At 46.8% G+C, this 26,135-nt stretch carries 24 protein-coding genes and 2 other annotated features; of the genes, 3 read left to right on the plus strand and 21 right to left on the minus strand.

Going from position 1 to position 26,135, the window contains the following annotated elements; translation table 11 throughout:
* Window positions 1-641 precede the first annotated feature (641 nt).
* The 8 genes from groL to AC58QC_RS23285 all read right to left on the minus strand — a co-directional run bounded on the left by groL (window position 642) and on the right by AC58QC_RS23285 (window position 7,435).
* Window positions 642-2,270 (minus strand): chaperonin GroEL, encoded by a 1,629-nt coding sequence (gene groL / locus AC58QC_RS23250; protein WP_497417429.1) that lies wholly within the window; start codon window positions 2,268-2,270, stop codon window positions 642-644.
* Between the two features lie 76 nt (window positions 2,271-2,346).
* Complete coding sequence (groES, locus tag AC58QC_RS23255; protein ID WP_497417430.1) at window positions 2,347-2,628, minus strand: co-chaperone GroES; 282 nt, start codon at window positions 2,626-2,628, stop codon at window positions 2,347-2,349.
* A 353-nt stretch (window positions 2,629-2,981) separates the two neighbouring features.
* Window positions 2,982-3,722, minus strand: a complete 741-nt coding sequence (gene tatC, locus AC58QC_RS23260) for a twin-arginine translocase subunit TatC (RefSeq protein ID WP_497417514.1) — start codon at window positions 3,720-3,722, stop codon at window positions 2,982-2,984.
* Window positions 3,723-3,809: 87 nt separating this feature from the next.
* On the minus strand, window positions 3,810-4,355 hold the full coding sequence (locus AC58QC_RS23265; RefSeq protein ID WP_497417431.1) for a twin-arginine translocase TatA/TatE family subunit: 546 nt from the start codon (window positions 4,353-4,355) through the stop codon (window positions 3,810-3,812).
* 315 nt (window positions 4,356-4,670) lie between these two features.
* Window positions 4,671-5,696, minus strand: a complete 1,026-nt coding sequence (locus AC58QC_RS23270; protein ID WP_497417515.1) for a molybdopterin-binding protein — start codon at window positions 5,694-5,696, stop codon at window positions 4,671-4,673.
* Window positions 5,697-5,738: 42 nt separating this feature from the next.
* Window positions 5,739-6,230, minus strand: a complete 492-nt coding sequence (gene mog, locus AC58QC_RS23275) for a molybdopterin adenylyltransferase (RefSeq protein ID WP_028553851.1) — start codon at window positions 6,228-6,230, stop codon at window positions 5,739-5,741.
* Between the two features lie 61 nt (window positions 6,231-6,291).
* The gene (gene moaC / locus AC58QC_RS23280; protein ID WP_497267538.1) at window positions 6,292-6,786 is read right to left on the minus strand and encodes a cyclic pyranopterin monophosphate synthase MoaC; all 495 of its coding nucleotides are present in this window, start codon (window positions 6,784-6,786) and stop codon (window positions 6,292-6,294) included.
* Between the two features lie 16 nt (window positions 6,787-6,802).
* Window positions 6,803-7,435, minus strand: coding sequence for a 5-formyltetrahydrofolate cyclo-ligase (locus AC58QC_RS23285; protein WP_497417432.1), 633 nt, complete (start codon window positions 7,433-7,435; stop codon window positions 6,803-6,805).
* A gap of 283 nt (window positions 7,436-7,718) precedes the next feature.
* On the opposite strand from AC58QC_RS23285, the gene AC58QC_RS23290 reads away from it, so the two are divergent.
* Window positions 7,719-9,683 (plus strand): ABC-F family ATP-binding cassette domain-containing protein, encoded by a 1,965-nt coding sequence (locus tag AC58QC_RS23290; protein WP_497417433.1) that lies wholly within the window; start codon window positions 7,719-7,721, stop codon window positions 9,681-9,683.
* A gap of 90 nt (window positions 9,684-9,773) precedes the next feature.
* Here the strand turns inward: AC58QC_RS23290 and glpX are convergent, their stop codons facing one another.
* The 8 genes from glpX to AC58QC_RS23330 form a co-directional block, all read right to left on the minus strand.
* Window positions 9,774-10,742 carry a class II fructose-bisphosphatase gene (glpX, locus tag AC58QC_RS23295; RefSeq protein WP_497417516.1) on the minus strand — a complete coding sequence of 323 codons (969 nt, stop codon included), beginning with the start codon at window positions 10,740-10,742 and terminating at the stop codon, window positions 9,774-9,776.
* A gap of 751 nt (window positions 10,743-11,493) precedes the next feature.
* Window positions 11,494-13,071: a 2-isopropylmalate synthase gene (locus AC58QC_RS23300; RefSeq protein ID WP_497417434.1), complete on the minus strand. Its 1,578-nt coding sequence runs from the start codon at window positions 13,069-13,071 to the stop codon at window positions 11,494-11,496.
* A 420-nt stretch (window positions 13,072-13,491) separates the two neighbouring features.
* Window positions 13,492-13,751, minus strand: a binding site (T-box leader).
* A 62-nt stretch (window positions 13,752-13,813) separates the two neighbouring features.
* Window positions 13,814-14,065: a binding site (T-box leader), on the minus strand.
* A gap of 410 nt (window positions 14,066-14,475) precedes the next feature.
* The gene (gene tsaD, locus AC58QC_RS23305) at window positions 14,476-15,546 is read right to left on the minus strand and encodes a tRNA (adenosine(37)-N6)-threonylcarbamoyltransferase complex transferase subunit TsaD (protein ID WP_497417435.1); all 1,071 of its coding nucleotides are present in this window, start codon (window positions 15,544-15,546) and stop codon (window positions 14,476-14,478) included.
* Window positions 15,547-15,568: 22 nt separating this feature from the next.
* Complete coding sequence (gene rimI, locus AC58QC_RS23310; RefSeq protein ID WP_497267547.1) at window positions 15,569-16,072, minus strand: ribosomal protein S18-alanine N-acetyltransferase; 504 nt, start codon at window positions 16,070-16,072, stop codon at window positions 15,569-15,571.
* Window positions 16,073-16,074: 2 nt separating this feature from the next.
* Window positions 16,075-16,884, minus strand: coding sequence for a tRNA (adenosine(37)-N6)-threonylcarbamoyltransferase complex dimerization subunit type 1 TsaB (gene tsaB, locus AC58QC_RS23315; RefSeq protein ID WP_497417436.1), 810 nt, complete (start codon window positions 16,882-16,884; stop codon window positions 16,075-16,077).
* Window positions 16,865-17,371, minus strand: a complete 507-nt coding sequence (gene tsaE, locus AC58QC_RS23320; protein ID WP_497417437.1) for a tRNA (adenosine(37)-N6)-threonylcarbamoyltransferase complex ATPase subunit type 1 TsaE — start codon at window positions 17,369-17,371, stop codon at window positions 16,865-16,867. Before tsaE ends, tsaB begins: the two co-directional genes overlap by 20 nt.
* A 157-nt stretch (window positions 17,372-17,528) precedes the next feature.
* Window positions 17,529-17,711 (minus strand): small, acid-soluble spore protein, H family, encoded by a 183-nt coding sequence (locus AC58QC_RS23325; protein WP_497417438.1) that lies wholly within the window; start codon window positions 17,709-17,711, stop codon window positions 17,529-17,531.
* Window positions 17,708-17,893, minus strand: a complete 186-nt coding sequence (locus tag AC58QC_RS23330) for a hypothetical protein (protein WP_497417439.1) — start codon at window positions 17,891-17,893, stop codon at window positions 17,708-17,710. The genes AC58QC_RS23325 and AC58QC_RS23330 overlap by 4 nt, the downstream gene beginning before the upstream one ends.
* A 157-nt stretch (window positions 17,894-18,050) precedes the next feature.
* On the opposite strand from AC58QC_RS23330, the gene ku reads away from it, so the two are divergent.
* Window positions 18,051-18,929 carry a non-homologous end joining protein Ku gene (gene ku, locus AC58QC_RS23335; protein WP_497417440.1) on the plus strand — a complete coding sequence of 293 codons (879 nt, stop codon included), beginning with the start codon at window positions 18,051-18,053 and terminating at the stop codon, window positions 18,927-18,929.
* Between the two features lie 71 nt (window positions 18,930-19,000).
* Here the strand turns inward: ku and AC58QC_RS23340 are convergent, their stop codons facing one another.
* The 4 genes from AC58QC_RS23340 to AC58QC_RS23355 all read right to left on the minus strand — a co-directional run bounded on the left by AC58QC_RS23340 (window position 19,001) and on the right by AC58QC_RS23355 (window position 23,937).
* Window positions 19,001-20,110 carry a GerAB/ArcD/ProY family transporter gene (locus AC58QC_RS23340; protein WP_497417441.1) on the minus strand — a complete coding sequence of 370 codons (1,110 nt, stop codon included), beginning with the start codon at window positions 20,108-20,110 and terminating at the stop codon, window positions 19,001-19,003.
* A gap of 21 nt (window positions 20,111-20,131) precedes the next feature.
* Window positions 20,132-21,283 (minus strand): Ger(x)C family spore germination protein, encoded by a 1,152-nt coding sequence (locus AC58QC_RS23345; protein WP_497417442.1) that lies wholly within the window; start codon window positions 21,281-21,283, stop codon window positions 20,132-20,134.
* A gap of 18 nt (window positions 21,284-21,301) precedes the next feature.
* Complete coding sequence (locus tag AC58QC_RS23350; protein ID WP_497417443.1) at window positions 21,302-22,828, minus strand: spore germination protein; 1,527 nt, start codon at window positions 22,826-22,828, stop codon at window positions 21,302-21,304.
* 161 nt (window positions 22,829-22,989) lie between these two features.
* Window positions 22,990-23,937 (minus strand): ATP-dependent DNA ligase, encoded by a 948-nt coding sequence (locus AC58QC_RS23355; protein ID WP_497417517.1) that lies wholly within the window; start codon window positions 23,935-23,937, stop codon window positions 22,990-22,992.
* A gap of 166 nt (window positions 23,938-24,103) precedes the next feature.
* Between AC58QC_RS23355 and AC58QC_RS23360 the strand changes: the two genes are divergently transcribed.
* Entirely contained in the window at window positions 24,104-25,396 is a 1,293-nt protein-coding gene (locus tag AC58QC_RS23360) for an arsenic transporter (protein WP_497417444.1), read from the plus strand.
* Window positions 25,397-25,408: 12 nt separating this feature from the next.
* Here the strand turns inward: AC58QC_RS23360 and AC58QC_RS23365 are convergent, their stop codons facing one another.
* Window positions 25,409-26,131, minus strand: coding sequence for an anti-sigma factor (locus tag AC58QC_RS23365; protein ID WP_497417445.1), 723 nt, complete (start codon window positions 26,129-26,131; stop codon window positions 25,409-25,411).
* Between the last annotated feature and the right edge of the window lie 4 nt (window positions 26,132-26,135).

Genomic DNA, 26,135 nt, shown 5'->3' on the forward strand with positions numbered 1-26,135 from the left:
GCTGATGAGCGTGGGCCAAGCAGGCATGGAGTCCAAGCAAATGGACGAGAGCCAGGCTCCCCAGCGAGTACCTATGAGTAAACATAAGTGAATTTAAGTTATCGTTCACAGTATGGTAATTACCCTGTATAATTAGCAGTAGGTGCTTGTCACACCCTGACATAAAAGCATTAAAAAGTGAGGTGAAACACATGGAAGAATTACTTAAAAAAATGATGTTTCAGCTAGAAGCCATAGACACAAGACTAAAAAGCATCGACACAAGACTAGAAACCGTCGACACAAAACTAGAAGCCATGGACACTAGACTAGAGGCAGTGGACACTAAAGTTGACCGAATTCATCTTACATTGAATTCACATCATATCGAAGACATCGAATCCGATAACCGACTACTCGAGGCGATTCACACAACCAATGACCGGCTAGACTTTCAAAGGGACAAGATCTCCAAAACCGAAGAAGACCTATACCTACTGAAACAAAAGCACTAGGCCCGATGGGCTTTTATTTTTTAATTAATAACCGAACATACATTCTATTTCGAATCAAGTAATGTGATCTTTTCGTGATTTAAATGTAAAAAAAGACTCCCGAAGGAGTCTTTTCTCACTGCATGCGCAGAAGCTCTGACGAGCTTCTTACATCATGCCGCCCATTCCGCCCATGCCGCCCATATCAGGCATGCCGCCTTTTTCTTTCTCAGGCTTATCAGCGATAACCGCTTCTGTTGTCAAGAACATAGCTGCAACAGATGCTGCGTTTTGAAGTGCGGAACGTGTTACTTTTGCAGGGTCAACGATACCAGCTTCGAACATGTTTACCCATTGTCCAGTTGCTGCATTGTAGCCGATGCCTACTTTTTCGTTTTTCAAGCGCTCAACGATAACGGAGCCTTCTTGACCAGCGTTAGCTGCGATTGTGCGAACTGGCTCTTCAAGGGAGCGAAGGATGATGTTAACACCTGTTTGCTCGTCGCCTGTTGCTACTACTTTCGCTACTGCGTTGTATACGTTAACTAGGGCAGTACCACCACCAGATACGATACCTTCTTCAACTGCTGCACGAGTCGCGTTCAAAGCATCTTCGATGCGAAGTTTGCGCTCTTTCAATTCAGTTTCAGTCGCTGCGCCAACTTTGATAACAGCTACGCCGCCAGAAAGTTTAGCCAAACGCTCTTGAAGTTTTTCTTTATCGAACTCGGAAGTTGTTTCTTCCAATTGGGAACGAATTTGTGTAACGCGAGCTGCGATATCTTTCGGGTTACCAGCACCATCAACGATGATTGTATTTTCTTTAGTAACACGGATTTGACGAGCGCTACCCAATTGATCAGGAGTTGTGGATTTCAGATCCAATCCTAGCTCTTCTGTAATCACTTGGCCACCTGTTAGAGCAGCGATATCACCCAACATCGCTTTACGACGGTCACCGAAACCTGGAGCTTTAACAGCTACGCAAGTGAATGTGCCACGAAGTCTGTTCACAACAAGTGTTGCTTGTGCTTCGCCTTCAACATCTTCAGCAATGATCAGAAGTTGTTTACCGGATTGAACCACTTTTTCAAGAACAGGCAAGATTTCTTGGATGTTCGAGATTTTTTTGTCAGTGATCAAGATGTACGGGTTGTCCAGAACTGCTTCCATTTTATCCGTATCTGTGATCATGTATGGGGATGTGTACCCACGGTCGAATTGCATACCTTCTACAACCTCAAGCTCCGTCAAGAAGCCTTTGGATTCTTCAACTGTGATAACACCGTCTTTACCTACTTTTTCCATAGCTTCAGCGATCAATTCGCCTACTTCTTCGTCAGCAGCAGAGATTGCCGCTACTTGTGCGATGGATTGTTTGCCTTCGATAGGCTTAGCAATTTTTTGAAGCTCTTCTACAGCCGCTTTAACAGCCTTCTCGATACCTTTGCGGATAACCATTGGGTTAGCGCCTGCAGTAACGTTTTTCAGACCTTCACGGATCATAGCTTGAGCAAGTACCGTTGCAGTTGTTGTACCGTCACCAGCAACATCATTTGTTTTGGTAGCAACTTCTTTAACAAGTTGAGCTCCCATGTTTTCGAAAGCATCTTCAAGCTCGATTTCTTTCGCGATAGTAACACCGTCATTTGTGATCAACGGGCTGCCAAATTTTTTCTCAAGAACAACGTTACGGCCTTTTGGACCTAGTGTAACTTTAACGGCATTTGCCAAAGCATCTACCCCGCGAAGCATCGCGCGGCGTGCGTCTTCACTGAACTTAATATCTTTTGCCACGATAGGAAACCTCCTCTAATTAAAAACCTAGATATAAATTGTTAAAACGTCTAGCCGATCTATATACTGCTCTAACTTAGGCTAATACAGCGAGAATGTCGCTTTCGCGCAAGATCAACAGTTCGCGGCCTTCGTATTTCACTTCAGTTCCAGCGTATTTGGAGAAAATGATGCGGTCGCCTTCGCTTACTTCAAGCGCAACGCGTACGCCATCTTTCAACACACCAGCGCCAACGGCTACAACTTTACCTTCTTGTGGTTTTTCTTTAGCTGTATCTGGCAGCACGATGCCACTTGCTGTAGTCTCCTCTTTCGCAACGGCTTCAATGATAACTCGATCACCTAACGGTCTGATCATGGAAAAATAGCCTCCTTTAGAAAATTGGTCTTGGTTATATTTCTTTATTAGCACTCGAATGTGTTTAGTGCTAACAACACCTCTTATGATACTCATTCTGGGAGTAATTTGCAAGTCCTTTTACACAATTTTCATTCTTTTGGACACCCCCCTCATTCTACCCAAATGATAACCAAATATTCCCTATGAAAATGAAAAAAATAGCCTACCCGGAAGGCAGACTATTTTTACGCATTTCTTTTCCACATAAGAAAATATAAGTTTTCGGTTCCCGAAATCAGCTTTCTTATTGGCGATAAAACCTACCTATAAACGCGGCCGCTCATCTTAGAATTGCCTCGATAGAGGTTTTCTCATTTAGGACCAAACTCCAGCTCCCAAGCGGCATCGTTCGCAAGCTGTTTTCGATAGATGAACCCCGACATAAAGACACTGAATTCATACAAAATAATGAGCGGAACCGAAACTAAAATGGCGGAAATCGCATCGGGCGGGGTAATAACGGTGGCCAGTATCACCATTAGCATGTAAGCATACCTTCTAAACTTATGCAGGCGCTTTGGGTTCAGCAGCTTAATCTTCGTGAGAAACATCACCACGATGGGCATCTCAAAAACACAGGCCAGCGGAAGAATGATGTTAAACATAAATGTAAAATACTGCGCCGCACCATACATCTCCGTAATTTCAAGGCTCTTACTGATGGACGAAGTAAAGTAAAACGCCATCGGAAAAACAACCCAGTACCCGAAGGAAAGTCCAAGTAAAAAAAGTACAAATGCATAAGGAATATAAATAATCGAAGCCTTCTGCTCCGTTTCCCGCAGCCCTGGCTTAACGAAAGCCCATATATGATACAGAATAACGGGCAGTGTAATGAGAAGACCCACAGCTAAACCAAAATTCATATACAAACGCAACGCATCCCACGGAGAGAACACATTCCAACCAATATCTCTCGCTGGCGGGATACTTTTAAGATAACGAATGACGGGTTTCGCAGCAATGAGTCCGCTGACCATGCCAATGACCAATACAACTAATATCCACATGATTCGTTTGCGCAGCTCACCAAGGTGCTCTACGAGTGACATTTCTTCATTTTTCAACTGATTTCACCTACCTAATCTTGTGGATACAACCCCTATGGCTGAACCACTTGCTATGCTACAAATCAAATATTAATCCGGCAACTTCCGGAGATTGCTAGTGCTGCCTAGCTGCTGCGCTGGCGCCGGGGTAGGGGCCGAGGCTTGTGCAGGAGCGGCGGACAACACATCGCTTGCTGCTTGTGTCACCGAGGGCACAGCTGGCGAGGTCAGTGCCTCTGCAGCTTCTACCGGCGAACCGGCAATTTGAACAACCTCCGAAGACTTGTTGGTTACGAATGTCACCGCAGGTTTCACTTCTGGTAAGCCTAAAGGCTCAGCCACGGCTTCCGTGCTCATCGAGCCTTGTTGTGACTGCGTAAGTGAAGCAATAGAATCGTCAGCTGGTGCAACCACGCTAGCTACCTCAACTGGTGTAATCGGGTCTGGTACAATTGGCGTTTTGGATGCGAGCGGTGTTTTCGCCTCATCATTCATCAGCTCGTTCGTGGCTTGCTTGAAGTCCCTTAATGTCTTACCAAGCATCCGGCCAATTTCCGGAAGCTTCTGCGGTCCGAACACGACTAAAGCGACGACAGCAATCAATAAAAGCTCGGTGAATCCTATATTTTGAAACATGGACTTCATCTCCATTATGTGTTGCGTTATGAATACAGTAAGTCAATAAAGAAATGCAAGTTAAGGAAGCCTCAGTATACTCATTGGATAAATCCATTAAAATCTCACATTTAACGCTCGAAAAGGAACTTTCATTGGATAAATCCAATATAGTTCCCGGTAAAGCCCGAAATATGGCTTATTTTAATCATACTGAGTGGATAAATCCAATAGAAGGGGCTATATCATCTACAAAAAAGGAAAATGACTGGATAAATCCAGTGACAAGAGTTGTTTAATTATTAGAGCAGGAATCTGCCCATCACATTTTCTCTTCTAACACTGATAGAACCCGCCGTAGCCCATCTCCGTGATGTCACTACGCACGATTTCCTCGCCTGCGCAGATGCGCGGCAGCAGCACATCAAAGGACGTGTACGGGTCGTGCATCACACACCCCGGCAAGCCCATGATCGGCAGATCGCCCAGATAGGCGATCATTAGCATCGAGCCCGGCAGCATCGGCGTGCCATAGCTGACCACGCGGGCGCCGGCCGCCTTGATCGCACCCGGCGTGCGATCATCTGGGTCCACGGACATGCCGCCCGTGACCAACACCAGATCCACGCCCAGCGCCACAAGCGCGTGGATCTCACCCACAATCGCTTCGCTGTCATCCGACACGAAGCGTTGGTCTACAACCTCGGAGCCGAGCTGCGCGACCTTCTCTTTCACAACCGGGCCGAATTTATCTTGGATTCGGCCCTTGAAGACCTCACTGCCCGTCGTAATAACGCCGACGCGCAGCTTCCGAAACGGCTTCACCTCTAACAAGGTGAAGCCCTCTGCACGGCGAGCGGCCGCAAGGCGCTCGACCTCTACAATCTTCGCTTCGTCGACGATCAGCGGGATCACCCGCGTACCGACCAGCGAAGCGGCTGCCTGAACGACCGTGTTGCTGCGAATCGTCGACAACACGACCTCATCGATGGCGTTCACACTGTCCACGAACGCCTTATCGATTTTCACCAAGCCGTGAATCTCCGATTTCACGTTCACTTTGCCCTCATGCGGATCGGTCAGCTTGAGATCCGTGTTCGCATTCGTCCCCGCTATCGCCTTCGCCATGCGCAAAGCAGCCTCATCCTCATGGAGATAGCCGGGCTGCAGCTCCATCACATAGATATGCTCCTTGCCGATGCTCAGCAGGGCAGGAATATCAGCCTCCGTTACCTGATGTCCTTTGCGAAACAGACGGCCCTTGAACTCGCCTGGCAAAATCTGCGTGAGATCATGCGGCAGAATCATCCCGATCGCATCTTCCACTTTCACCTCGCGCAGCATAGAAGTGTCTTTACTCATCATGAGTCACCCTCTTGCCCTGTCTTGCGTTCCTCACTCTGCTCACCCGTGATCGCCTTCTTTGCCTGTCAGAATACCCAGCGCATGAGGAAGCTGATCAATAATCGCCATCAAATTCTCTTGAACACCCTTCGGACTGCCAGGCAAATTAATGATCAGCGTACGTCCGCGAATACCAGAGACGGCTCTGGAAAGCATCGCTTTCTTCGTTTTTTGCATCGAGATCATGCGCATCGCTTCAGCAAATCCTGGTGCAACCCGATCAATCACATTGAGCGTTGCTTCTGGTGTGACATCCCGCGGAGCCAGGCCGGTTCCGCCTGTTGTTAGAATTAAATCAGCTTGATAATAATCTGTCATTTCTATTAATGAAGCCATAATTTCGTCCATCTCGTCGGGAACCACCCGATACTCGACGATCTCGCCTTGAATTTCCTCTTCAATCAGCTCGCGGATTACCTGAGCGCTAGTGTCTTCTCGTTCTCCTCGGTAACCGCGGTCACTGGCTGTCAAAATCGCAACTTTCCAGTGCATCCTTCGTCACCTCTCCCTTGTGTTCACTGAATGAGATCAACCCACTAACCGGCGTGACGCATCACGCTTTATTGTCTTGCCTGTGAAAATCCCCGTTTTTACCGCCTGTTTTCATAACAAGCAGCGTCGAGTTAATGATCATGTCTTTTTCTACAGCTTTGCACATGTCGTACACGGTCAATGCCGCGGCGGAAACAGCCGTTAATGCTTCCATTTCTACCCCAGTAGGACCCGTTGTTCGTACAGTTGCTTCTATGTATAGTTCATTGATGCCATTATTCGAGAACTGAATATCTACCCCAGTTAAGGCAATGGGATGGCACATCGGTATCCAGTCAGACGTTTTCTTGGCGGCCATGATACCAGCCACTTGAGCCACGGCGAGAACGTCGCCTTTTTTCATTTTACCCTGCAGGATTAATTCAAGCGTCTCTGTCTTCATTAATAAGGTAGAGCGTGCGGTCGCTGTGCGCTTCGTCTCATCTTTATCCGATATGTCGACCATTCGCGCTCTTCCCTGTTCATTAAAATGCGTCAATGGTGAAGAATCGGGCATTGCAATCACCTCTATATTAGGTTTCTGATTTGAACACCATCTTACTTTCGGTTACGATGCCATCCACTCGGAAATCATGCCAAGAAGAGGGCACAGTAGGAATCAGTTGGTTATCAAAAGCAGCCGCAACGGCAAAAGGTCTTTTCAGACCACGCGCAGCGAATAGTTGCATGAAGCGATCATAGAAACCGCCGCCATATCCCAATCGTCCGAAATCCAGATCAAAAGCTAACCCTGGCACGACAATCATCGAAATCGTACCCAAATCATGTTCAATCGGAACATCGCTGCGCGGCTCTCTGATCCCATAGGCACCACTTTCGAGATCTTCATAACGGCTTATGATATGCAAGTTCATCGTTTTCGTATCCGCCACTACCTTCGGTATCAGCACACGAATTCCCTGCTGCCAACACCATTCCATTAATGGCGCAACGTCCGGTTCTGAACGGAAAGGCATATAACTCATCAGCGTCGGCTGAGGATTGGACGGTACTTGCCCCTGATCAAACAGCTTATCTGAACATAGCTTCACCATTCTCTGGTTTATCAGCTGTTGCTTCTCGTCACGTGTCTCTGCAACAATCGAAGCACGTCGTATTTCCATTTCCTTGCGTAATTCTATTTTCCGCTCTCGGATGTTCATCATAAGCTACAGCCCTTCCTAGCGAGGAGTGGTTTCCCCCATTTTAACATAAATAAAGTAAAAAACTATACTCGTGCGGGAGACGCTGTCGAATAGGCTTTATTTCAGGTCATTTAACACGCTGTTTTCCCACCAACACCTAGTCACTCCATCCCTAAATTAACCATACGTTGCGTGCTCACTTCGTGTATACTAATGAATTGATGGGATCGAATTCCCGTCCTAAGGTGATCTTAAAAAGGTTCTTACATTAATATGTATCTAAATCGCAGGAGGTAGCAGCAACATGCTATTACAAGTTTCTAACATATCCAAAAGCTACGGAGTACGCTCAGTGCTCTCTAATATAACGCTTCAGATCGAAAATCGGGAACGCATCGGGCTAGTCGGTGTCAATGGCGCTGGGAAGTCTACCCTTCTTCAAATCATCGCGGGTGAAATGTCCTATGATAGCGGCGATCTATTCAAAGCGAAGGAAACCAAAATCGGCTATTTGAAGCAAAACAGCGGACTTAACACAGACAAATCCATATGGAACGAGCTTCTCAGCGTGTTCAGTTCTTTACTAGAAACAGAACGCGAGCTGCGTGAGCTGGAGGCCCAGATGGCTGACCCTGATCTCATTTCTGATGAGAAAAAGTATGAGTCCACCATGAATCGGTATGCGCTTCGCTCCGAATGGTTTCGTGAGCATGGCGGCTATGAAATTGAGGCCAAAATTCGCGGCATTTTGCACGGGATGGGCTTCGGACAGTTCTCTCCAGACACGCCCGTCAACACCCTCAGCGGAGGGCAGAAAACGAGATTGGCTCTAGCTAAAATGCTGCTGGAGGAACCCGATCTGCTCATGCTCGATGAGCCTACCAACCATTTGGACATCGCCACATTGACGTGGCTCGAAGGCTATTTACGCGGCTACCCAGGTGCAATTCTCGTTGTTTCACATGACCGCTATTTCCTTGATGCGCTGGTAACGTCGATCTATGAAATTGAACGCCATGCCTCCAAACGGTATACGGGCAATTATTCCCGTTTTATCGAAATTAAAGAAGCGAATTATGAAATTGAATTGAAACAGTTTGAAAAACAGCAGGAAGAAATCTCGAAGCTGGAGGATTTCGTGCAGCGCAATATTGTACGTGCTTCGACAACGAAGAGAGCCCAGTCGCGTCGTAAGCAATTGGAGAAAATGGACCGTTTGGATAAGCCGATGGGCGATTTGAAACGAGCCTCGTTTTCTTTCGAGATCGAGCAAACCTCGGGGAAAGAAGTCCTGCAGGTAGACCGACTATCACTTTCGTACGATGGCAAAAAACGTCTCCTAGATGGCGTCTCCTTCCAGCTTCGTCGTTCAGAAACCGCTGCGCTAATCGGACCAAACGGCGTCGGGAAATCCACCCTGCTCAAGACCCTAATTGGTCAACATAAGCAAGATGCAGGTACGTTCAAATGGGGGGCTGGCGTCACGATCGGCTATTACGATCAAGAGCAGAAAGGTCTAAATCCGTCCAACAGCGTGTTGGAAGAAGTGTGGAACACCTATCCTCATCTCGAGGAGGCTCGTATTCGCACCGTGCTAGGCAGCTTTCTTTTCAGCGGCGAGGACGTGTTCAAGAAGGTCGCTGCCTTGAGCGGCGGGGAAAAAGCCCGCGTCTCCCTTGCCAAGCTCATGCTTCAAAAAGCAAATGTATTGATTCTCGATGAGCCTACCAATCATTTGGATTTATATAGTAAAGAAGTGTTGGAATCAGCTTTGATGGATTACGAGGGCACTCTACTATTCATCTCACATGACCGTTATTTCCTCAATAAAATGGCGGAAAGCATGCTTGATCTACAAAAGGATGGCTTAACGAGCTACCTCGGCAACTACGACGACTATGTAGAGAAAAAAGCGGAGCTTGCTGAAATGGACGCGAAACGTTTGGTCAAAGAGGCTGAGAAGAAAGCGGCTGGCAGCTCCACTTCCGGTTCATCGTCATCGTCATCAGTGAAAGCTGAACCTGCCAGTGGTGGCAGTTACGAAGCGGACAAGTTGGCTAAGCGCGAAGAACGCAGTCGTCAGCGGAAGCTGGAACAGCTAGAGCTGGATATCGCTCGTCTTGAGGAGGAAGTTACAGCGCTTGAAGCTGAGCTTGCTGATCCGGCTGTGTATAACGACTATATGCTTGTTCAGGAAAAGACGGCTGAGGTTGATAAGCGTAAGAGTTCACTTGCGGCTTGTTATGAAGAATGGGAAGTACTCATATAGCCGAATTATCCTGTGAACCAATAAATGCTTATATGCAAAAAAGTTTGGTTGAAATTTCAACCAAACTTTTTTATTTCTGCAGAACTTTAGTTAGACATGATTTAGAAATGGTTTATTAGGCAAGAAGTGACTTGTTCGGATATGGCGAATCGTTTTTGTTTTTGCCCGCATGACGATAGATTGTGTTTCGGCACGATGTCCAGGTAAAAAAAGCACCCCGCCCAAAAAATCACCAGGTGTTATACCCGTTGCCGCGAAAATGACATCACCATCGCCAACCATGTCTTCCATCGACAAGATCTTAAATGGATCCTGCAGCCCCATTTTCCGGCAACGCTCTTCTTCTTCCGGAGAAGATGGCATTAATCGGCCTTGTATTTCACCGCCAAGACATGATAATGCTGCTGCTGCAAGCACTCCCTCCGGTGCCCCTCCAGAACCTACATATAGATCAACGCCTGACTCTGGAAAAGCCGGTGCCATAGCTCCGGCAACGTCTCCGTCACTGAGATGCTTGATACGCACCCCTAAGCGTCGCAGCGTTTGCATATGATTGGCATGCCTTTCCCGATCCAAAATAGCGACCGTTAACTCTGATATCGATTTATTTAAAATTTGAGAAGCCTTGAGCAATGTTGTCTCTAATGGCTCAGATAATCGAAGCCGTCCTTTCAATAAAGGTCCGCAAGCCAATTTCTCCATATAGATATCCGGAGCATGCAGCAAATTCCCCTTGCTTGCAACAGCGACAACAGCCAAAGCGTTGTTGATTCCCTTCGCCACTAGTTCCGTTCCTTCCAAGGGATCGACTGCGATGTCTACCTCAGGGCCATCCTGATTGCCTACTTGCTCCCCAATATACAACATCGGAGCTTCGTCCATCTCCCCTTCTCCGATTACGACCGTGCCCTTGATGGATACCGAGTCGAACATAGCCCTCATTGCCGAAGTAGCAGCCCCGTCTGCGTTATTCTTATCGCCTCTTCCCATCCACCTGGAAGCTGCCAATGCAGCAAGTTCCGTAACCCTAACGATTTCTAATGCAAGTTCTCTTTCGATATGGAATCCCTCCCTAACATAACTAAACTAAGAAGCAAAACAATGCCAAAACGTCATAGCCGCGGGCAAAGCAAAAGAATAAATCATTGATAGTATGTAATCCATCATCTATCTTCTACTACATCCTGCCCTTCTTTGTTAATGAACATGAATATATTTATGAAGCCATTATACCAAGAAATGGAGACCAAGCGTAAGTTTTAGAATCAACATTTACAGTCGGATTTAGATTTTTGCTTGCAATGCTCCTGTTCGCAGTAAGAGATAACCATTACGCATCGAATAGGAGCCTTCATCCACTACAGTCCTGTGGACAAGTTCACAAAATGTTCAAAGTTACCCACAGGAGTGGCAGATTTCATAGCGCATTTCATTGACCGCACCTTTTAGCGCCTACCTTTCTCCATGCCAGAGCCTTCTTATGCACAGCAAAATAATGACGAATTGTTCCGATAATTTCATCTAATCTTAATTTTACCCTTTTTAGTTATACACAACGTTATCCACGAAAAAGGGAGGCGTTTTCCGCCCCCCATCAGTCTTCCCCCTATTTTTCCACAAGGTTATCCACATTACCCACATTTTTTTGTGAAATAGTTATCCCTTACAACTCCCTTTCAAAAAGGTTGATAGATAGGGTTTTCTGTGAGTTATACACATTGTACACAGGGTATGTGTATAACTTTGCTCACAAGCCGTGTATATATCTAAGTTTTCTTACAATTTAGGGGCATGGGACGAAATCTATAGATTACGAAGCTGTTATCACCGTCGATGGGGCTTCGGTCGTTACACTATTTTGCATCCGAATGGCTTGATTGCACGCTGATATGAACGCTTTGGCTACCGCAACAAGGACATCTTGATCGATCCCTGTATTCTTGAAAGTTTGACCGCCAACAGAAATCGTGACTTCGGCTTCACCGGTCGCTTTCTCTCCTGTGGACAGCGAATGCAGCTCAAGATCAGAGAACTCCACTTCCATCGGGATCGCTTGTTGCAGACAGTGAACGATAGCCTCAATCGGACCTTCCCCTGTGCCGGAGTAGACGCTCTCTGTGCCCGTCTGATTATTTCGAACCGATACAGAGGCAACACGATTGCGATCACTGCTCGAAATAACCTGCATATGTGACAGTGTGAATGGCTCCATTTGCCCATCGACTGTGCTGCCTACAAGCTCCATCAGTTGGTCGTCTGTGACCATTTTCTGCTCATCAGCTTTTTCTTTGAAACGTGTATAAAGTGTATCCAGTTCTTCGCCCGTAAGCTCGATGCCAAACTGTCCAACGCGATGCTTCAGTGCGTGACGACCTGAATGCTTACCAAGAATAATCATGGAGCGCGGGATCCCCAGCTTTTCAGGATCCATGATCTCGTACGTATTGCGGTTTTTCAGCAGTCCATCCTGATGGATGCCCGCTTCGTGCTGGAAGGCATTTCGGCCGACAATCGGCTTGTTATAGGCAATCGGGAAGCCCATGATGCGGCTAACCATTTTGGACGTGTTAAAAATCTCACTCGTCACGATACCCGTTTCCACGCCCATCGAATGCTTCCGTGTCTCAATCGCCATGACAAGCTCTTCAAGTGCACAGTTGCCTGCACGCTCACCGACCCCGTTTACAGTTACCTCCACATGCGTGACCCCTGCGGCGATGGCCGCTAGGCTGTTGGCAACGGCAAGCCCCAGATCATTATGGCAATGTGCACTATACTCTACCGTATCGCCTCCTCTAACACTTTGGCGTACTCTACGGAACATCGCACCGTACTCCTCCGGAAGGGCATAACCCACCGTGTCGGGGATGTTGAGAATAGTCGCACCTTCAGCGATGACAGCTTCCAGCACTTCAAAAAGGAACTCATCGCCTGTACGCGTCGCATCCATCGGCGAAAATTCAATCCGATCGACGAATTGCTTCGCATAGCCGACCATGGCGCGAGCCATCTCCACAACCTGCTGGCGCGATTTGCGCAGCTGGAAATCCAGGTGGATGTCCGACGAGGACAGGAACATGTGAATGCGTCTGGATGCCGCGTCCTGCGTAGCTTTGACCGCTGCATCGATATCCGCTTTGACCGCGCGCGCGAAGCCGCAGATCTCTACACCTTGCAGTTCGCGTGAAATTTGCTGCACCGCTTGAAAATCACCAGGGCTTGAGATCGGGAAGCCCGGCTCAATGGTATCGATTCCCATGACAGCAAGCTGTCTCGCGATGCGGATTTTCTCCTCTGGGTAGAGGGACGCGCCCGGTGCCTGCTCGCCATCTCGTAGCGTCGTATCAAAAATGCGAATGCGTCTGTTGGTATTTGTGTTGTTTTCCATGGTTAATTCCTCCTCAAGGTAAGCCCGTATGGGGCTGTGAAATTGTATGGCGGCGTATCGCCTAGTGTCATTTTCTGTAAGCGTGATTTTCATCGTTACAGAATGGGATTGTGCTGATTGGGCTTCTGTAGTGATGATATTCATCACTACGATGCGTGGTTTAGCCGTGTTTGGTAGGTTTACCGCACTGTAAGCGTGATTTTAATCACTACAGGTGATGTTGCTGGCTTTTCTGCTTCTGTAGTGATGAAATTCATCACTACGGCGTGTGATTCAATCGGATCTACGGGTTTTCATCGCTGTAAGCGTGATTTTCATCGTTACAGCGTGAGAATTCGTGGGATGCGGCGTGTTTTATCAGATGTGTGCAGTGGCTGCAGCTCACTATCCACAGACGACAAAAAGACCCGTCATCTCTACATAAGAGACGACGGGTCTTTACCCAACGCGGTACCACTCTTGTTGACTCCGTCAAGGAGCCCACCTCAGATATAGCCAGCAAGCTGCTCGCTACATCACCCGATCACGGAGGTCATCCGTTCATCCCTAACAGCTTACTACTGCCGATCAGGATGACCGCTTCCAAGCGAGTTCAGGGCGTTCTCGGTCTGCGTTGCATCAACCCGCAGCTTTCTGTACCGGAGAAGTGAGTCCTTACTACTCTTGTTCATCGCGTTATTTATATGTGTTTTGCCAAGTTCAGATCAGTTTCAGAACAACCAAAAAAGCCTGCCATCTCTATAAAAGAGACGACAGGCTTGAACCTTCCGCGGTACCACTCTAATTGATCCGAGCTGTTACACTCGAAACCACTCATGTACCTGATCACGGGGGTCAACCGTCAAGACCTACTTGGGTGCTGGATCCTTGGCATCCTTATCAGTCCTACCGCTCCCGGGCGAGTTCAGGTGACGTTTCGTCTGTGCTTTCACCAAGCGCACAGCTCTCTGAGCGAAACTGATCATGCCTTACTATTCCCGTTCGTTGCGTTTGAAAGTATTGATTGTGATTATAATATGCACTTTTTTCAAAGTCAATACTGTTGTCTGAATATTTATTTTATTCGCCTACCCGTTAATATTGGAACGCTCTGAAAGTAAGTGCGGTATTTGAGCAGAAGCTGATTTAGTTCGATTTCCCCTGCTTATTTACGACAGTCAGAAGAGATTACGGTCATTAGTTCGATTTCCCCCACTTAAAATGCCCTAAATCAGCTGTTACCCCGAAAATCGACTAAATAGTTCGGTGAAATCGAATTAATCCATACTTGGGGGCGACTCGATTCAATTTAGTTCGATTTTTTCTAACTAATCACTTCAAGAGGTCTTAAGCCTGTTGCCAAAAAAAGTTTCACCACCAAATTGAACTCATTGAAGTAATCACACGGGTGGGGAGGAAACAAATTTACCACTCTTCCAGCTTGAGTTGCGGCTCGGCCTTCAGCTCCATGGAGTCGAACTCCTGCTTGTCCCACTTGAGAAAAGCGGCGGCGCCTATCATCGCCGCATTGTCCGTGCAGAGCCGGTGCGGCGGCACCAGCAGCGGCACATCCAGCTGCTCGCAGCGCTCGGCTAGCCTGCTGCGCAGCCCTTTATTCGCGGCGACACCGCCCGCGAGTAAGAGCTGCTTCGCGCCGTATTCCTTCACGGCGCGGCTCGCTTTCTCCACAAGCACGTCGATGACGGATGCTTGGAAGCCCTTCGCAATCTGCGCGACCTGAACGGTTTCGCCGCGCATTTTGCTTTGGTTGACGACGTTCAGCACCGCGGATTTCAATCCGCTAAAGCTGAAGTCGTAGGAATCTGCCTCGAGCCAGGAGCGAGGCATTTTGATTTCGGAATCGGCTTCCTGTGCAAGCCGATCCACGTGTGGCCCGCCCGGGTAAGGCAATCCCATTGCCCGGGCAATTTTATCGTAGGCCTCGCCGGCCGCATCATCGCGCGTGCGCCCTATGATACGGAACTGGCCGGGGCCTTCGAGCAGAATGAGCTCGGTGTGTCCGCCGGACACGACGAGTGACATCGAAGGATATTCCAGCTCATGAACGAGCTGGTTCGCATAAATATGTCCCGCAATATGGTGAACACCAATCAGCGGGAGGTCTAGGGCGCAAGCGAGTGCTTTGCCCGCGACGACGCCAACGAGCAGGGCCCCGATCAACCCGGGGCCTTCCGTTACAGCAATGGCGGATAACTCATGAAGAGAAACGCCAGCTTCCGTAACAGCTTCCTCCAGCATCCATGTGATGGACTCCACATGCTTCCGGGAAGCCACCTCTGGCACAACGCCGCCATAGCGTTGGTGCGTTTCAATCTGACTGGAAATCACATTAGAACGAATGATTTTCCCATTTTCAACAATGGCCACGGAGGTTTCATCGCAGCTCGTTTCAATGGCGAGAATATACACCGATTTTGTTGCTGAGGTTGTATTTTGTTCTTCTCTATCTAGCTGTACCTGATCTTCATTACTCACATTATTCACCTATCTGAAAGCCTCAGTCACTGAGACCATCCTTTCTACGTTTGGGCAGGTCTGCCCACATGACAACGGCATCCTCGCGATTATCCGTATAATAGCCTCTACGCACACCAACAGAGCGGAAGCCAAGCTTTTCGTACAAATTTTGAGCAACATAATTCGAAGCTCTTACTTCGAGCGTGATGCGAATTGCACCGAGGAAAGCTGATGTTTTCATCAACTCGCGCAGCAGTCTTTCGCCTAACTTGCGGCCTCGATAGGTATGTTTTACGGCGATGTTCGTAACATGTGCTTCCTCCATGATTAACCACATGCCCCCATAACCAGCTACTTCGCCTTCAATATCCATAATCATATAATGCGCAAATTGGTTGTTCGTCAGCTCATTCTCAAATGCACCTCGGGTCCAAGGTGTCGTGAACGCTTCCTGCTCAATCTCACAAATAAAAGGAATGTCTTCCATGGTCATCGAGCGGAATACCAACGAATTCTCTATGGCATGCGGCTGTCTCTGTTCCATGATCAATGCTCTCCTCTCTTCGTCTGCAGGCCAGCCAGCAGATTCGCTTCCGCTTCTGGAAGCCTTGTATAATTCGGGACAAAGGTATGAACGTCTGCCTTCTCGCCACTTGCTAATCTTGGATAGGCCAGCAGTCCGATATACTCCGCTTCCATCCCATACGAAATCACACTTACGGAACCTTCAAAATCCTTCGCAAACTGCTCAAGCTCATCTGAAAAACCCGCCGTCTCACCGACAAACAGGATATGTTCAGGTGCCCTAGTACTAGCTAACGTTAGGATTTGCTCCGTCCACGCTCCGATAACCCGAATGCCGTCAGGCAGTACTTCCCGCCAACTTACATGCGGCTCTCGTTCTGCTGTAATAGCTGTGTCTCCTTCAAAAGCATATACAGCCGTGAAAGCTTGTTTACGTCTTCCATCCATTAATGGAACGACCCAAGTCAATCCCGCCCCCTCATAGTCGTTCTGTACAGAACCACCAATAGCCATCGCCTCTAAGCTGGATACACCTATCAGGTCTAGTCCTAGCGACCATGCGAATGTTTTGGCTACAGAAACAGCAATACGTACGCCCGTATAAGAGCCTGGTCCTTGACCGGCAGCAACCGAACGAAGATCCCTCGGCTTCATTCCTAGGCGAGAGAGTAAGTCTTGTATGTGGGGAAGCAATCCCAGAGAGTGATTTCTTTCCGCGTGGGAGCTAATCTCCCCGAGCAAGTGTCCATTTTCCAAAATTGCCACTGTCATTGCCGATGTTGAGGTATCAATCGCTAAGCATCGACCTGTATTATTCATCCGTTCCATCATGTAAATGTCCGTTCTCCTTCATCTGTAAACACCAGCTCTCGTACGGCGAACCGTGCGGAGTCAGGTGAAATACGCGGGTCTGATCAGCCTCTTGGGTGATCCTAATACTCAATCTGTCGGGTGGCAGCAAATCCTCAATTAAACTTGACCATTCAATCAACGTAACGCCTGCCCCATAGAAGTAATCCTCTAATCCCAGCTCATCTGCTTCCTCTTGCGAAATGCGGTACATATCCATATGGTAGAAAGGGAGACCAGCTCCCTCATATTCTTTGATAATGGTAAATGTAGGCGAGTTAACATGCTCCGAAATCCCCATTGCCCTTGCGAAGCCTTGGGAGAATCTCGTTTTTCCCGCACCCAAATCACCGTCTAATGTGAATACCGTGCCTGGTTGTAAATATGTTGATAATAGGGTTCCCAATTTATCTGTATCTGCTTCATGCTGAGAATGGAACTTATATGTGGATTGAGTCAATGATCTCATCCCTTTCTTCCGCGTGCGCGTGCTGCTTCTATTATAGTCCTCGCCAGCAGGTGACAGCAACCTGTCAATTGGAAAACCTCTTTCGAAGTCAATCGAAACTGAAAAAGCCCTCCCCGATTCAGCAATCGGGGAAGGCTAATTTTGCCCATGCGGACCTTTAGTGTACCTCTTCAAGCTCTCTAGCTGGTACGACCCGAGCATCTGCGGGATTTCCTTCCGCATGTACTTTGACGAGACCTTTATTTGAGTCTACACTGTCAATCCAGACAGCCAACCCATTCAGATCCACATCAATTTTCTCATCTGCAGCTAAAATTTCCTGAGCACGGTGAACATTCATGGTTCATCCAGTACGGATTCCGGAGCAGCCATCGTATCCGTGGTGAATTCGTCAATTAAACCATTATGCATGGTGACGTTGCCGCCCCCAAGCCCCTCATTAATCATACGATCAATGTCCATGAAACAATCATCCTTACCTTCATTGCTCGTATCTTGCGACAAATTTGCCTCTGATGCCATCCGTAATCCCTCCTTAGGTTCGCTATTTGGGTTATCATGTTGCATTTATAAACTCTCCAATCTCCCCACTAACCATTCTCTTAAATGCTGCCGTATAAAGGTTATGCATCAAGAGAATACTAGTACAATTACGTATGTTGGGGGAGGAACGCTATCTATGCATACCGTGTGGAAGGGCGCGATTAGCTTCGGACTTGTTCATGTTCCTGTTAAAATGTTTTCAGCCACAGAGGATAAAGATATCTCTATGCGCTATATTCACAAAACTTGTATTACCCCGCTATCCTATGTTCGGAAATGTCAGACCTGCGAGAAAGAGGTTGAATGGGAGGAAATTTCGAAGGGGTACGAGTATGAGTCCGGTCGGTTTATTCTTTTTGAAAAGGATGAGCTTGAGGAAATCTCCGGAGAAGCAAACAAGGAAATTAAGATTTTGGACTTCGTAAATTTAACAGATATTGACCCGGTTTATTTTCAAAAGACTTACTACCTCGGTCCCGGAGATACGGGTGCTGGTGCTTATATGCTGCTGCTCGATTCCATGCGCCAAACAGGCAAAATCGGTATCGCCAAGGTGTCGATCCGCTCCAAAAGCTCCCTGGCCGCTATTCGTGTCATTGAGAATTGCCTAGCGATGGAAACCATCTTTTATCCGGATGAGATCCGTCCGATCTCGCAAGTACCGAACCTTCCCGAGAAGGTTACGGTGAATGAGCGGGAGATGGAGATGGCCAAAATGCTGATTAATCAGCTCTCCACCCCTTTTGAACCCGAGAAATATAAGGACGAGTATCGTGCTCGCTTACTTGATGCGATTGAGCATAAAGTCGCTGGTGAAGAAATCCAGACCGCACCTCAACTGCAAAAGACAAGCGTTATCGACCTTATGTCTGCGCTTCAAGCCAGCTTAAATGCAACCAAACCATCCGATGGCAAAGTAACGCTTGGCACGGATGCTTCCGTGACTGAGGAGAAAGCGGAGAAGAAACCCGCGGCGAAGCCACGAGCTAGAAAGGTTAAGGAGCCGGTTACTTAACATATTTAATATACAAAGAAGTGCCCTGTCTTGGCATCCAAGATGGGGCACTTCTTTGTGGGTCTAAGTAATTATCCCCGGGGCACGGGTTTCAGCTTCTTACGTTTCATCAACGCTAACAGAAGCAGCACCAAGGGACCACCGAACATAATAACGGGAAATATGATAGGTACGGCCATCTTATGGAGAAAAATGACCGATATCTCCTCATAGTTAACGGGTATAAAGGAAAAGAGCATAACGAAAATAGCGATAATCCATGTTATTACTTTCCAATTACGTAATCCCAACAACTGTGTCGTTCCATAGCTTGCAATAAATAAATAGAGGCCCAATTTGGTGAAAATACTCATGATCCAGATTGTAACTACGATGGCATCCAAATTCTCAATAATCCCGCCAATGGAAATCGAGCGGACAATCATAAGCATCGGGTAAGGGTAACCAGCAGTAACGTTAGGACCAAACATCAAGATGCTGACAATCATAGATAGTATTGTAAGTATACCTGAGAGCATAACGCCGCCTACGGCATGACGAACGGTGTGCTTCCCCTTGCTAACAAAAGCGATCAGCATCATGATCATGATACAATCCCCTAAGAAAGCCGCTGTCGGAAGCGCCCCGTGCAGTAATGAACTCACGCTATTATCCGAGAGAATTGGATTTAGTCGGTCCCACTTCATTTGATTGATACTCAGAAACATGGGACCTACCACACAAAGTAAAATAATAGGTCCTGTAATTTCACAAATACGTGCAATCACGCCCACCCCATGTAATGTAGGATAAAGTACAACAAGAAGCATCGGCAGCTCAATGACACAGAGGGGAGTCTTGGGCATAATTGTCCCCGTAATAAACAAACTGAATTGTTTCAATATCACAGTGAGAGTAACAACCCAGAATATGATGTAGAGGGCTGAAATCAATCCGCCTACCCATTTACCTAGTAAAATTCGATTAAATTCAACTAATGTCAGACCAGGAAAAATCGTACTGAGCTTTCCAGAAATATAAGCAATGAGTATCCCTCCCAATGTTGCGAGCATGATGGAAATCCAAGCATCCTGTTTCGCGAGTTGAGCAGCTGGAGAAATCGTGAGAAGCATGGTCATAATAATTTGCATGCTAACCATCATCCAGAAAATTTGTCGATTCGATAACGCCATATCACTCATTGATTACACTCCTTTCTACTTTTATTGAGCAGTTATGATAGAGTAATTGGATACACCCGGTCGAAGGATCCTGCTTTTCACATCCAGCTGAACGTCCATTGTTGGAAAGATCGTACTCCACTCACCTTTGGCTTGCTTCCACTCACGCGGATATTTTTTATGAAAAGCCCGGGCAAAGCCGAGTACATCTGCCTTTTGTTCTTTTTGTAATTGTTGTAAGGTATTGGTCAAAATTTGCTTTATTTTCTTATTAAAAGGTTCTTCTAGCTTTTTCATATTATCCGAACCGTTGGCAAGGCTTATATGTGTTGAATTTTGTACAACATCCGCCTCTAATTTCAATTGAACCTTCATTTTCCAAATACCATTCTCAATCGAAGGATGGAGCTCAACATCAGTTGTTATGATTTTGATGACGATTTCCCCACCATCTTCTTGTTCAGTGAGCGTGATATTCCGGCCAAGATTTTCTGGAATAAACAAACGAACCCCCATCTGCGATTCATGAGTTAGAAAGCCTACTAGCTTCCCCTTTTGAATGACCGACATGCCTTCCACACTAATAATCGATTTCTGGGATTCATTAGATATCAATTTGCTTCTATTCGCAACCGGCAGTAAAAAGGACCCCGATTCTCCACTTAACGCTTCCTCAATATCATGCATGGTAGCAGCTTGAATCAATGGCTTTTGCGAAAGTTTAATTAAGGTTTCATAAGAATTGGGATCATTTTGCGCGTTTAACAGTTCTTTGGCCGTTCCTCTACACACAAAGAAATTGGCCTGTTCCCGCGGTTGAATATCCCTGAATAAGAATTCGAAATCATCAAACATCCCGCTTCGGGCCAACTCTTCTCCAAAAAAATACCCTTTGGCATGCCCCCAAGAGAAATAGCGGGGAAACTTCTTTTGCAATTCCGATAAAGCATCCGGCATGGAATGTCCTATTATTGAAGCCGTATAAACATTACCTTGCCCACCACCTCCTTCTCCAGAAGCAGCAGCAGGATTCGGTATGAATACTTGGACGGTCACTTCAATGTCATCCTTTGAGCTTTTGTCGACTCCTGCCGCTATAATAAAGGCCATATCATTCACTTCAGTTCGATCCCAACAGCCAGTTAAGAGCAGGACGCAAAGTAACAGGGCGGGGATGGATGCACAATATCTCATTGTTCTACCCTCCATCGCTTAATTCTCATTCCGGTCATTTGGCTTTTTGCCCTGTCTTTTCAAATTATTTTTGGCAGCATAAAAGGCGGGACGCTCTGTCAATTTGCTTATGGGAGCACGAAACAAGACATCTTTAATACCTTGCGGATAGATTGGGGCAAATGGCGCCAAATAAGGCACACCAAAAGAACGGAGAATACACAGATGACTGATGATTAACAGCAATGCAAGAATTAGACCAAACAGTCCTAATATGCCGGATAGAATCATAATCGGAAAACGAAGTATGCGTAAGGAAATACCCGCTGAGTATTGCGGCATCATAAACGAAGAAATGCCTGTAATGGCTACAACCATGACCATCGGAGCAGAAACCAATCCCGCTTGAATGGCTGCTTGACCAATTACGAGTGCCCCCACAATACTGACGGCAGAACCGACCTGCCTAGGTAGACGGACACCCGCTTCCCGCAACGCTTCGAACGTAATTTCCATAATCAAAGCTTCGACCAACGCTGGGAAGGGAATTTCCTCTCGTGATTTTGCTACACGTAGCAGCAGCGTTGTAGGTACCATCTCATGATGAAAAGTTAACACGGCAACATAGATCGCTGGAGCCAACATGGCGATTAAGAAAAACGTGTAACGTAGCCAGCGAATCAGGCTCCCAATAAGGAAACGTTGATAATAATCTTCGGGGGACTGCATCAATGACCAAAATGTAGCAGGAGCAATAAGAGCAATAGGCGTATTATCTGTGATAATAACGATACGACCTTCTAACAAACCTGATACAGCCACATCTGGACGTTCCGTTGTTTGCACTTGAGGAAAAGGCGAATAGATATTGCTCTCGATCATTTCTTCGATGTATCCGCTATCAAGCACCCCATCTATGTTGATCTGAGTGATTCGCTCTGAAACTTTACTTATGATTTCTGGTTTAGCGATACCCTGGATATAAGCCATCGTGATATCCGTTCTCGAATAATTGCCTACGGTGAAAGTAACGAACTTCAATGCCGGGGTCTTTAATCTTTTGCGAATTAATGTTGTATTCACGACTAAGGATTCTACAAACCCCTCACGAGGGCCCCGAACGACGGATTCGGCCAAAGGCTCTTCTACGCTTCTACCTTCGAATTGCGATAACCCAATCGATAATGCGCCTTCGATTGTGTCCACCAATAGAACTGGCTTGCCTCCCAGCACTTCATTCAGGATATCACCAATGAGGCGCAGCTCTTTTAGATCCGATACCGTGATATTGCTCTTTACCTTATCCATCGATTCCATTCGTTCTGAGCTAGCTTTTTTAAGCGGTTCTAGGACATTTCCATCCAGCAGTTCTACATTCACCATTCCCCGTAAATACAGGATCGACGCTTTTATTCCGCTAGCCAAATGAAATGCAGTAAAAATGACATCATCACAGTCTGTTAACGCTGTTTGCAAATGATGGATATTCGAGGAGAGCTCCGTTGACACCTGAGTATGAAATGCTTCTTGATTGATACTTGGATCTTCCGGAAAAGGCTGGTACATTCAAAACTCTCCTTTAATACTCACATTCATTTACGTATTGTTATGCTCTCAAAATCATAGGGCTATTCAGTTGTTTCCATAGCAGGTGTATTTTAACATTCAGTCTGATGCATAACTGATGTTGGGTTGGGGTTAGATGAGTTGGACGAGTTGGGTGATTGTCATCCCATCTGATCAAACGTACAATCCGCCAAATCTACCTGCGTGAATGCTTGAATACTTGGGTGCCTCATCGTGCCATTCGAGGTCCACTCCATGTATTGGATTTTCACCGTTAGCTTCGGCTCGATCCAAATCGCATCTTTGCTCCGTTCCGGCTCATTGGCAAAAGGCTTCTCTTTCCTCACCATCGGCTCGACGAGTTGGGTCAATTGACGCCACTCCTCGCGAGTTAGCTTGCCTGTCCCCGCATGTCCAATGTAGATAAATCTGCCCTCCCGATCGAATAACCCTAATAGAATCGCATTAACGACGCCTGCACGCAACGTCACTCCCCCAATAACCGCATGGATATCATGGAATATTTTCTTTTTCACCCAACGTTTGTCTTTCCCGCCTAACGCATAGGTACTTTGCAGATCCTTACAGACAATCCCTTCCATCCTATGTGATTTCATGACCTCATAAAGCTGATGACCATCAGGCATATTCGGGGTGAGTTGCACATGTGGCAGCGGAGTAATGACATCCTGCAGAACTTTCTGTCTTACAAACAAAGGTTCATCCAGCAACCACTTCCCGTTGCACATTAAAATATCAAAAATCATATAGGTAACGGGCGTCTGAGTGACCGCTCGGTCAATGCTTTGCTTTTTACGCAGCGATTCCCGCTTCATAATTTCATGAAATGTGGGCTTACTCTCATCGAAAGCAATAATTTCCCCATCCAAAATGACAGATGATGCCTTGCAGTAGGATTGAATATCCAGCAATTCAGGATATTGCTCAGTTCGCTCATGGCAGCGCCGATTCCACAGCCGAACCTCCCGACCATCGTAATAGGTAAGCATGCGCACACCATCCCACTTAATTTGGGCAATCCAACCAGCAGCGGCTGGAATGGTTTCCGTTGAGATCGGCTCAAAAGGAAATACTGGCTTTAACTCCATCATCTTTGATCCTCCCTCTATTGTTGATCTGTCTAGTCTTGCCATTCTGAAATAGCTGCAAACTTTCGACTAGTCAATCAACCTCCTATAATATTTTGCTATACAGAAAGCCATAAATTTGAGATATTAACATCGTCATTCATTTGTTTTCTGCTAGGAGGATCACATGATTTATTTTGCTATTATCATCTTTTTACTTACCATTACCTTCGTTATTTGGCAGCCGAAAGGCTTAAGTATTGGTTGGTCTGCATCAGCGGGAGCCTTACTCGCCCTCAGCTTCCAAGTCGTATCGCTACAAGATGTCGCCACAGTAACAGGGATCGTATGGAATGCGACTCTTGCTTTTGTCGGCATTATTGTGATCTCGATTATTCTAGATAGCATTGGATTCTTCGAATGGTCCGCTCTTCATATGGCACGTCTAGCCAAAGGTAACGGGAAGCTCATGTTCATCTACGTGATCCTGCTCGGCGCGGCGGTTTCAGCCTTTTTTGCCAATGATGGTGCGGCCTTGATCTTAACACCAATCGTACTGGCCATGGTGAGAGCCATGAAATTGCCGGATCATGCCATCCTGCCGTTCATTATGGCGAGTGGATTTATCGCGGATACATCCTCACTTCCTTTTGTCATCAGCAATTTAGTGAATATACTTTCTGCTGATTTCTTCGGTATTGATTTTGTGACCTATGCAAGCCGAATGTTCGTGACGAGTTTATTTTCATTAGGAGCGAGCTTGCTTGTTCTCTACCTTTTTTACCGCAAACAAATTCCTGAACGTTACGATATCGCTGAGCTAAAACGGCCATCGGAAGCGATTGAGGATCTAGGGCTATTCCGACTTTCTTGGTGGATTCTTGGCATTTTGTTAGTAACGTATTTGTGCAGCGGATTTATCAAAATCCCTGTTTCCATGCTAGTTGGAACTGCCGCACTGGCCTTCGTTCTTATCGCCCGCTCCAGCGCTGTGATCGATACGAAGAAGATTATCAAAGAAGCTCCTTGGGCGGTTGTTATTTTCTCAATTGGTATGTATGTGGTAGTCTATGGGCTGAAAAATGTCGGTCTAACGGATGCTCTCGGGGATCTCATCGATATGATTTCTAACGAAGGTCTTTTCGCAGCTACGATTGGAATGGGATTCCTTGCGGCAATTCTGTCCTCGATCATGAATAATTTGCCGACTGTGCTGATTGATGCATTAGCGATTCAGGGAACACAAACAGAGGGCACCCTGAGAGAGGCCCTTATTTATGCAAATGTTATTGGTACCGATTTGGGTCCAAAAATGACGCCAATCGGCTCGCTAGCCACCCTGATCTGGCTTCATGTGCTTGCCAAAAAAGGTGTGAAGATCACTTGGGGCAGTTATATGAAAGCAGGCGTTATCCTGACGATTCCCACGCTGCTCATCACGTTAATCGGTTTGTATCTTTGGTTGCATGTAGTCGCTTGATACGCAGCATACTTAAGTGCCTAATATTTTCTTCCCACGCGGCGTGCTTCCATTCGGATCTGGCTCTAAAGTCACTCCAAATGAATCAATATGCGCATCCTTTACTTTCACAGGGATGGCATATGTCAGTACGCCCGTGCCCTTCTCATCCACGCGCAGTGTTCCACAATTGTATCGCTTCCCGCTTTTGTTGTACCAAACCTGATAGGTCCAGTCCCCCTGCGTTTCCTTGAGCCCTTGTAGATTAATGACCACGTTGTGGCTATCGCCACTCTGCAGCACATACGCTGTACCAGAAGCAGCTGGCATGGTCGTATCAAAAGACTTCAGCTGATAGGTATTCACGATTTCCGCAGGTTGTTGCAAGGCCACACTCCCTATGGGGCTTGTTGCTTGCTGCTGATTATTCCACCAGATGCCTACTACGAAACCTAGAGCAACCGCAGCGGCACTGCCATATAACCATTTGAAAGATCGCTTTTTCTCACGCACAATAGGTACAATCTCATTCGGTTGTAAAGACTGCATAACATGTGCCTTCAAATCAGCGGGTACTTCGACTTCCTCCATGTCAAAAGGTAACGACTCCCAGACATCCTGCAACTCGCTTAACTCTTCACGGCAGGTGACACAAGCTCGTAGATGCCGTTCGAAAGCAGCGCGTTCCCATTCTGTGCAATCGCCTGTCAAATAATTGACCAGATAATTGCAATCTACAGTCTCCCGTTCTTCCATAACG

Source organism: Paenibacillus sp. J22P51, from assembly GCF_059692215.1.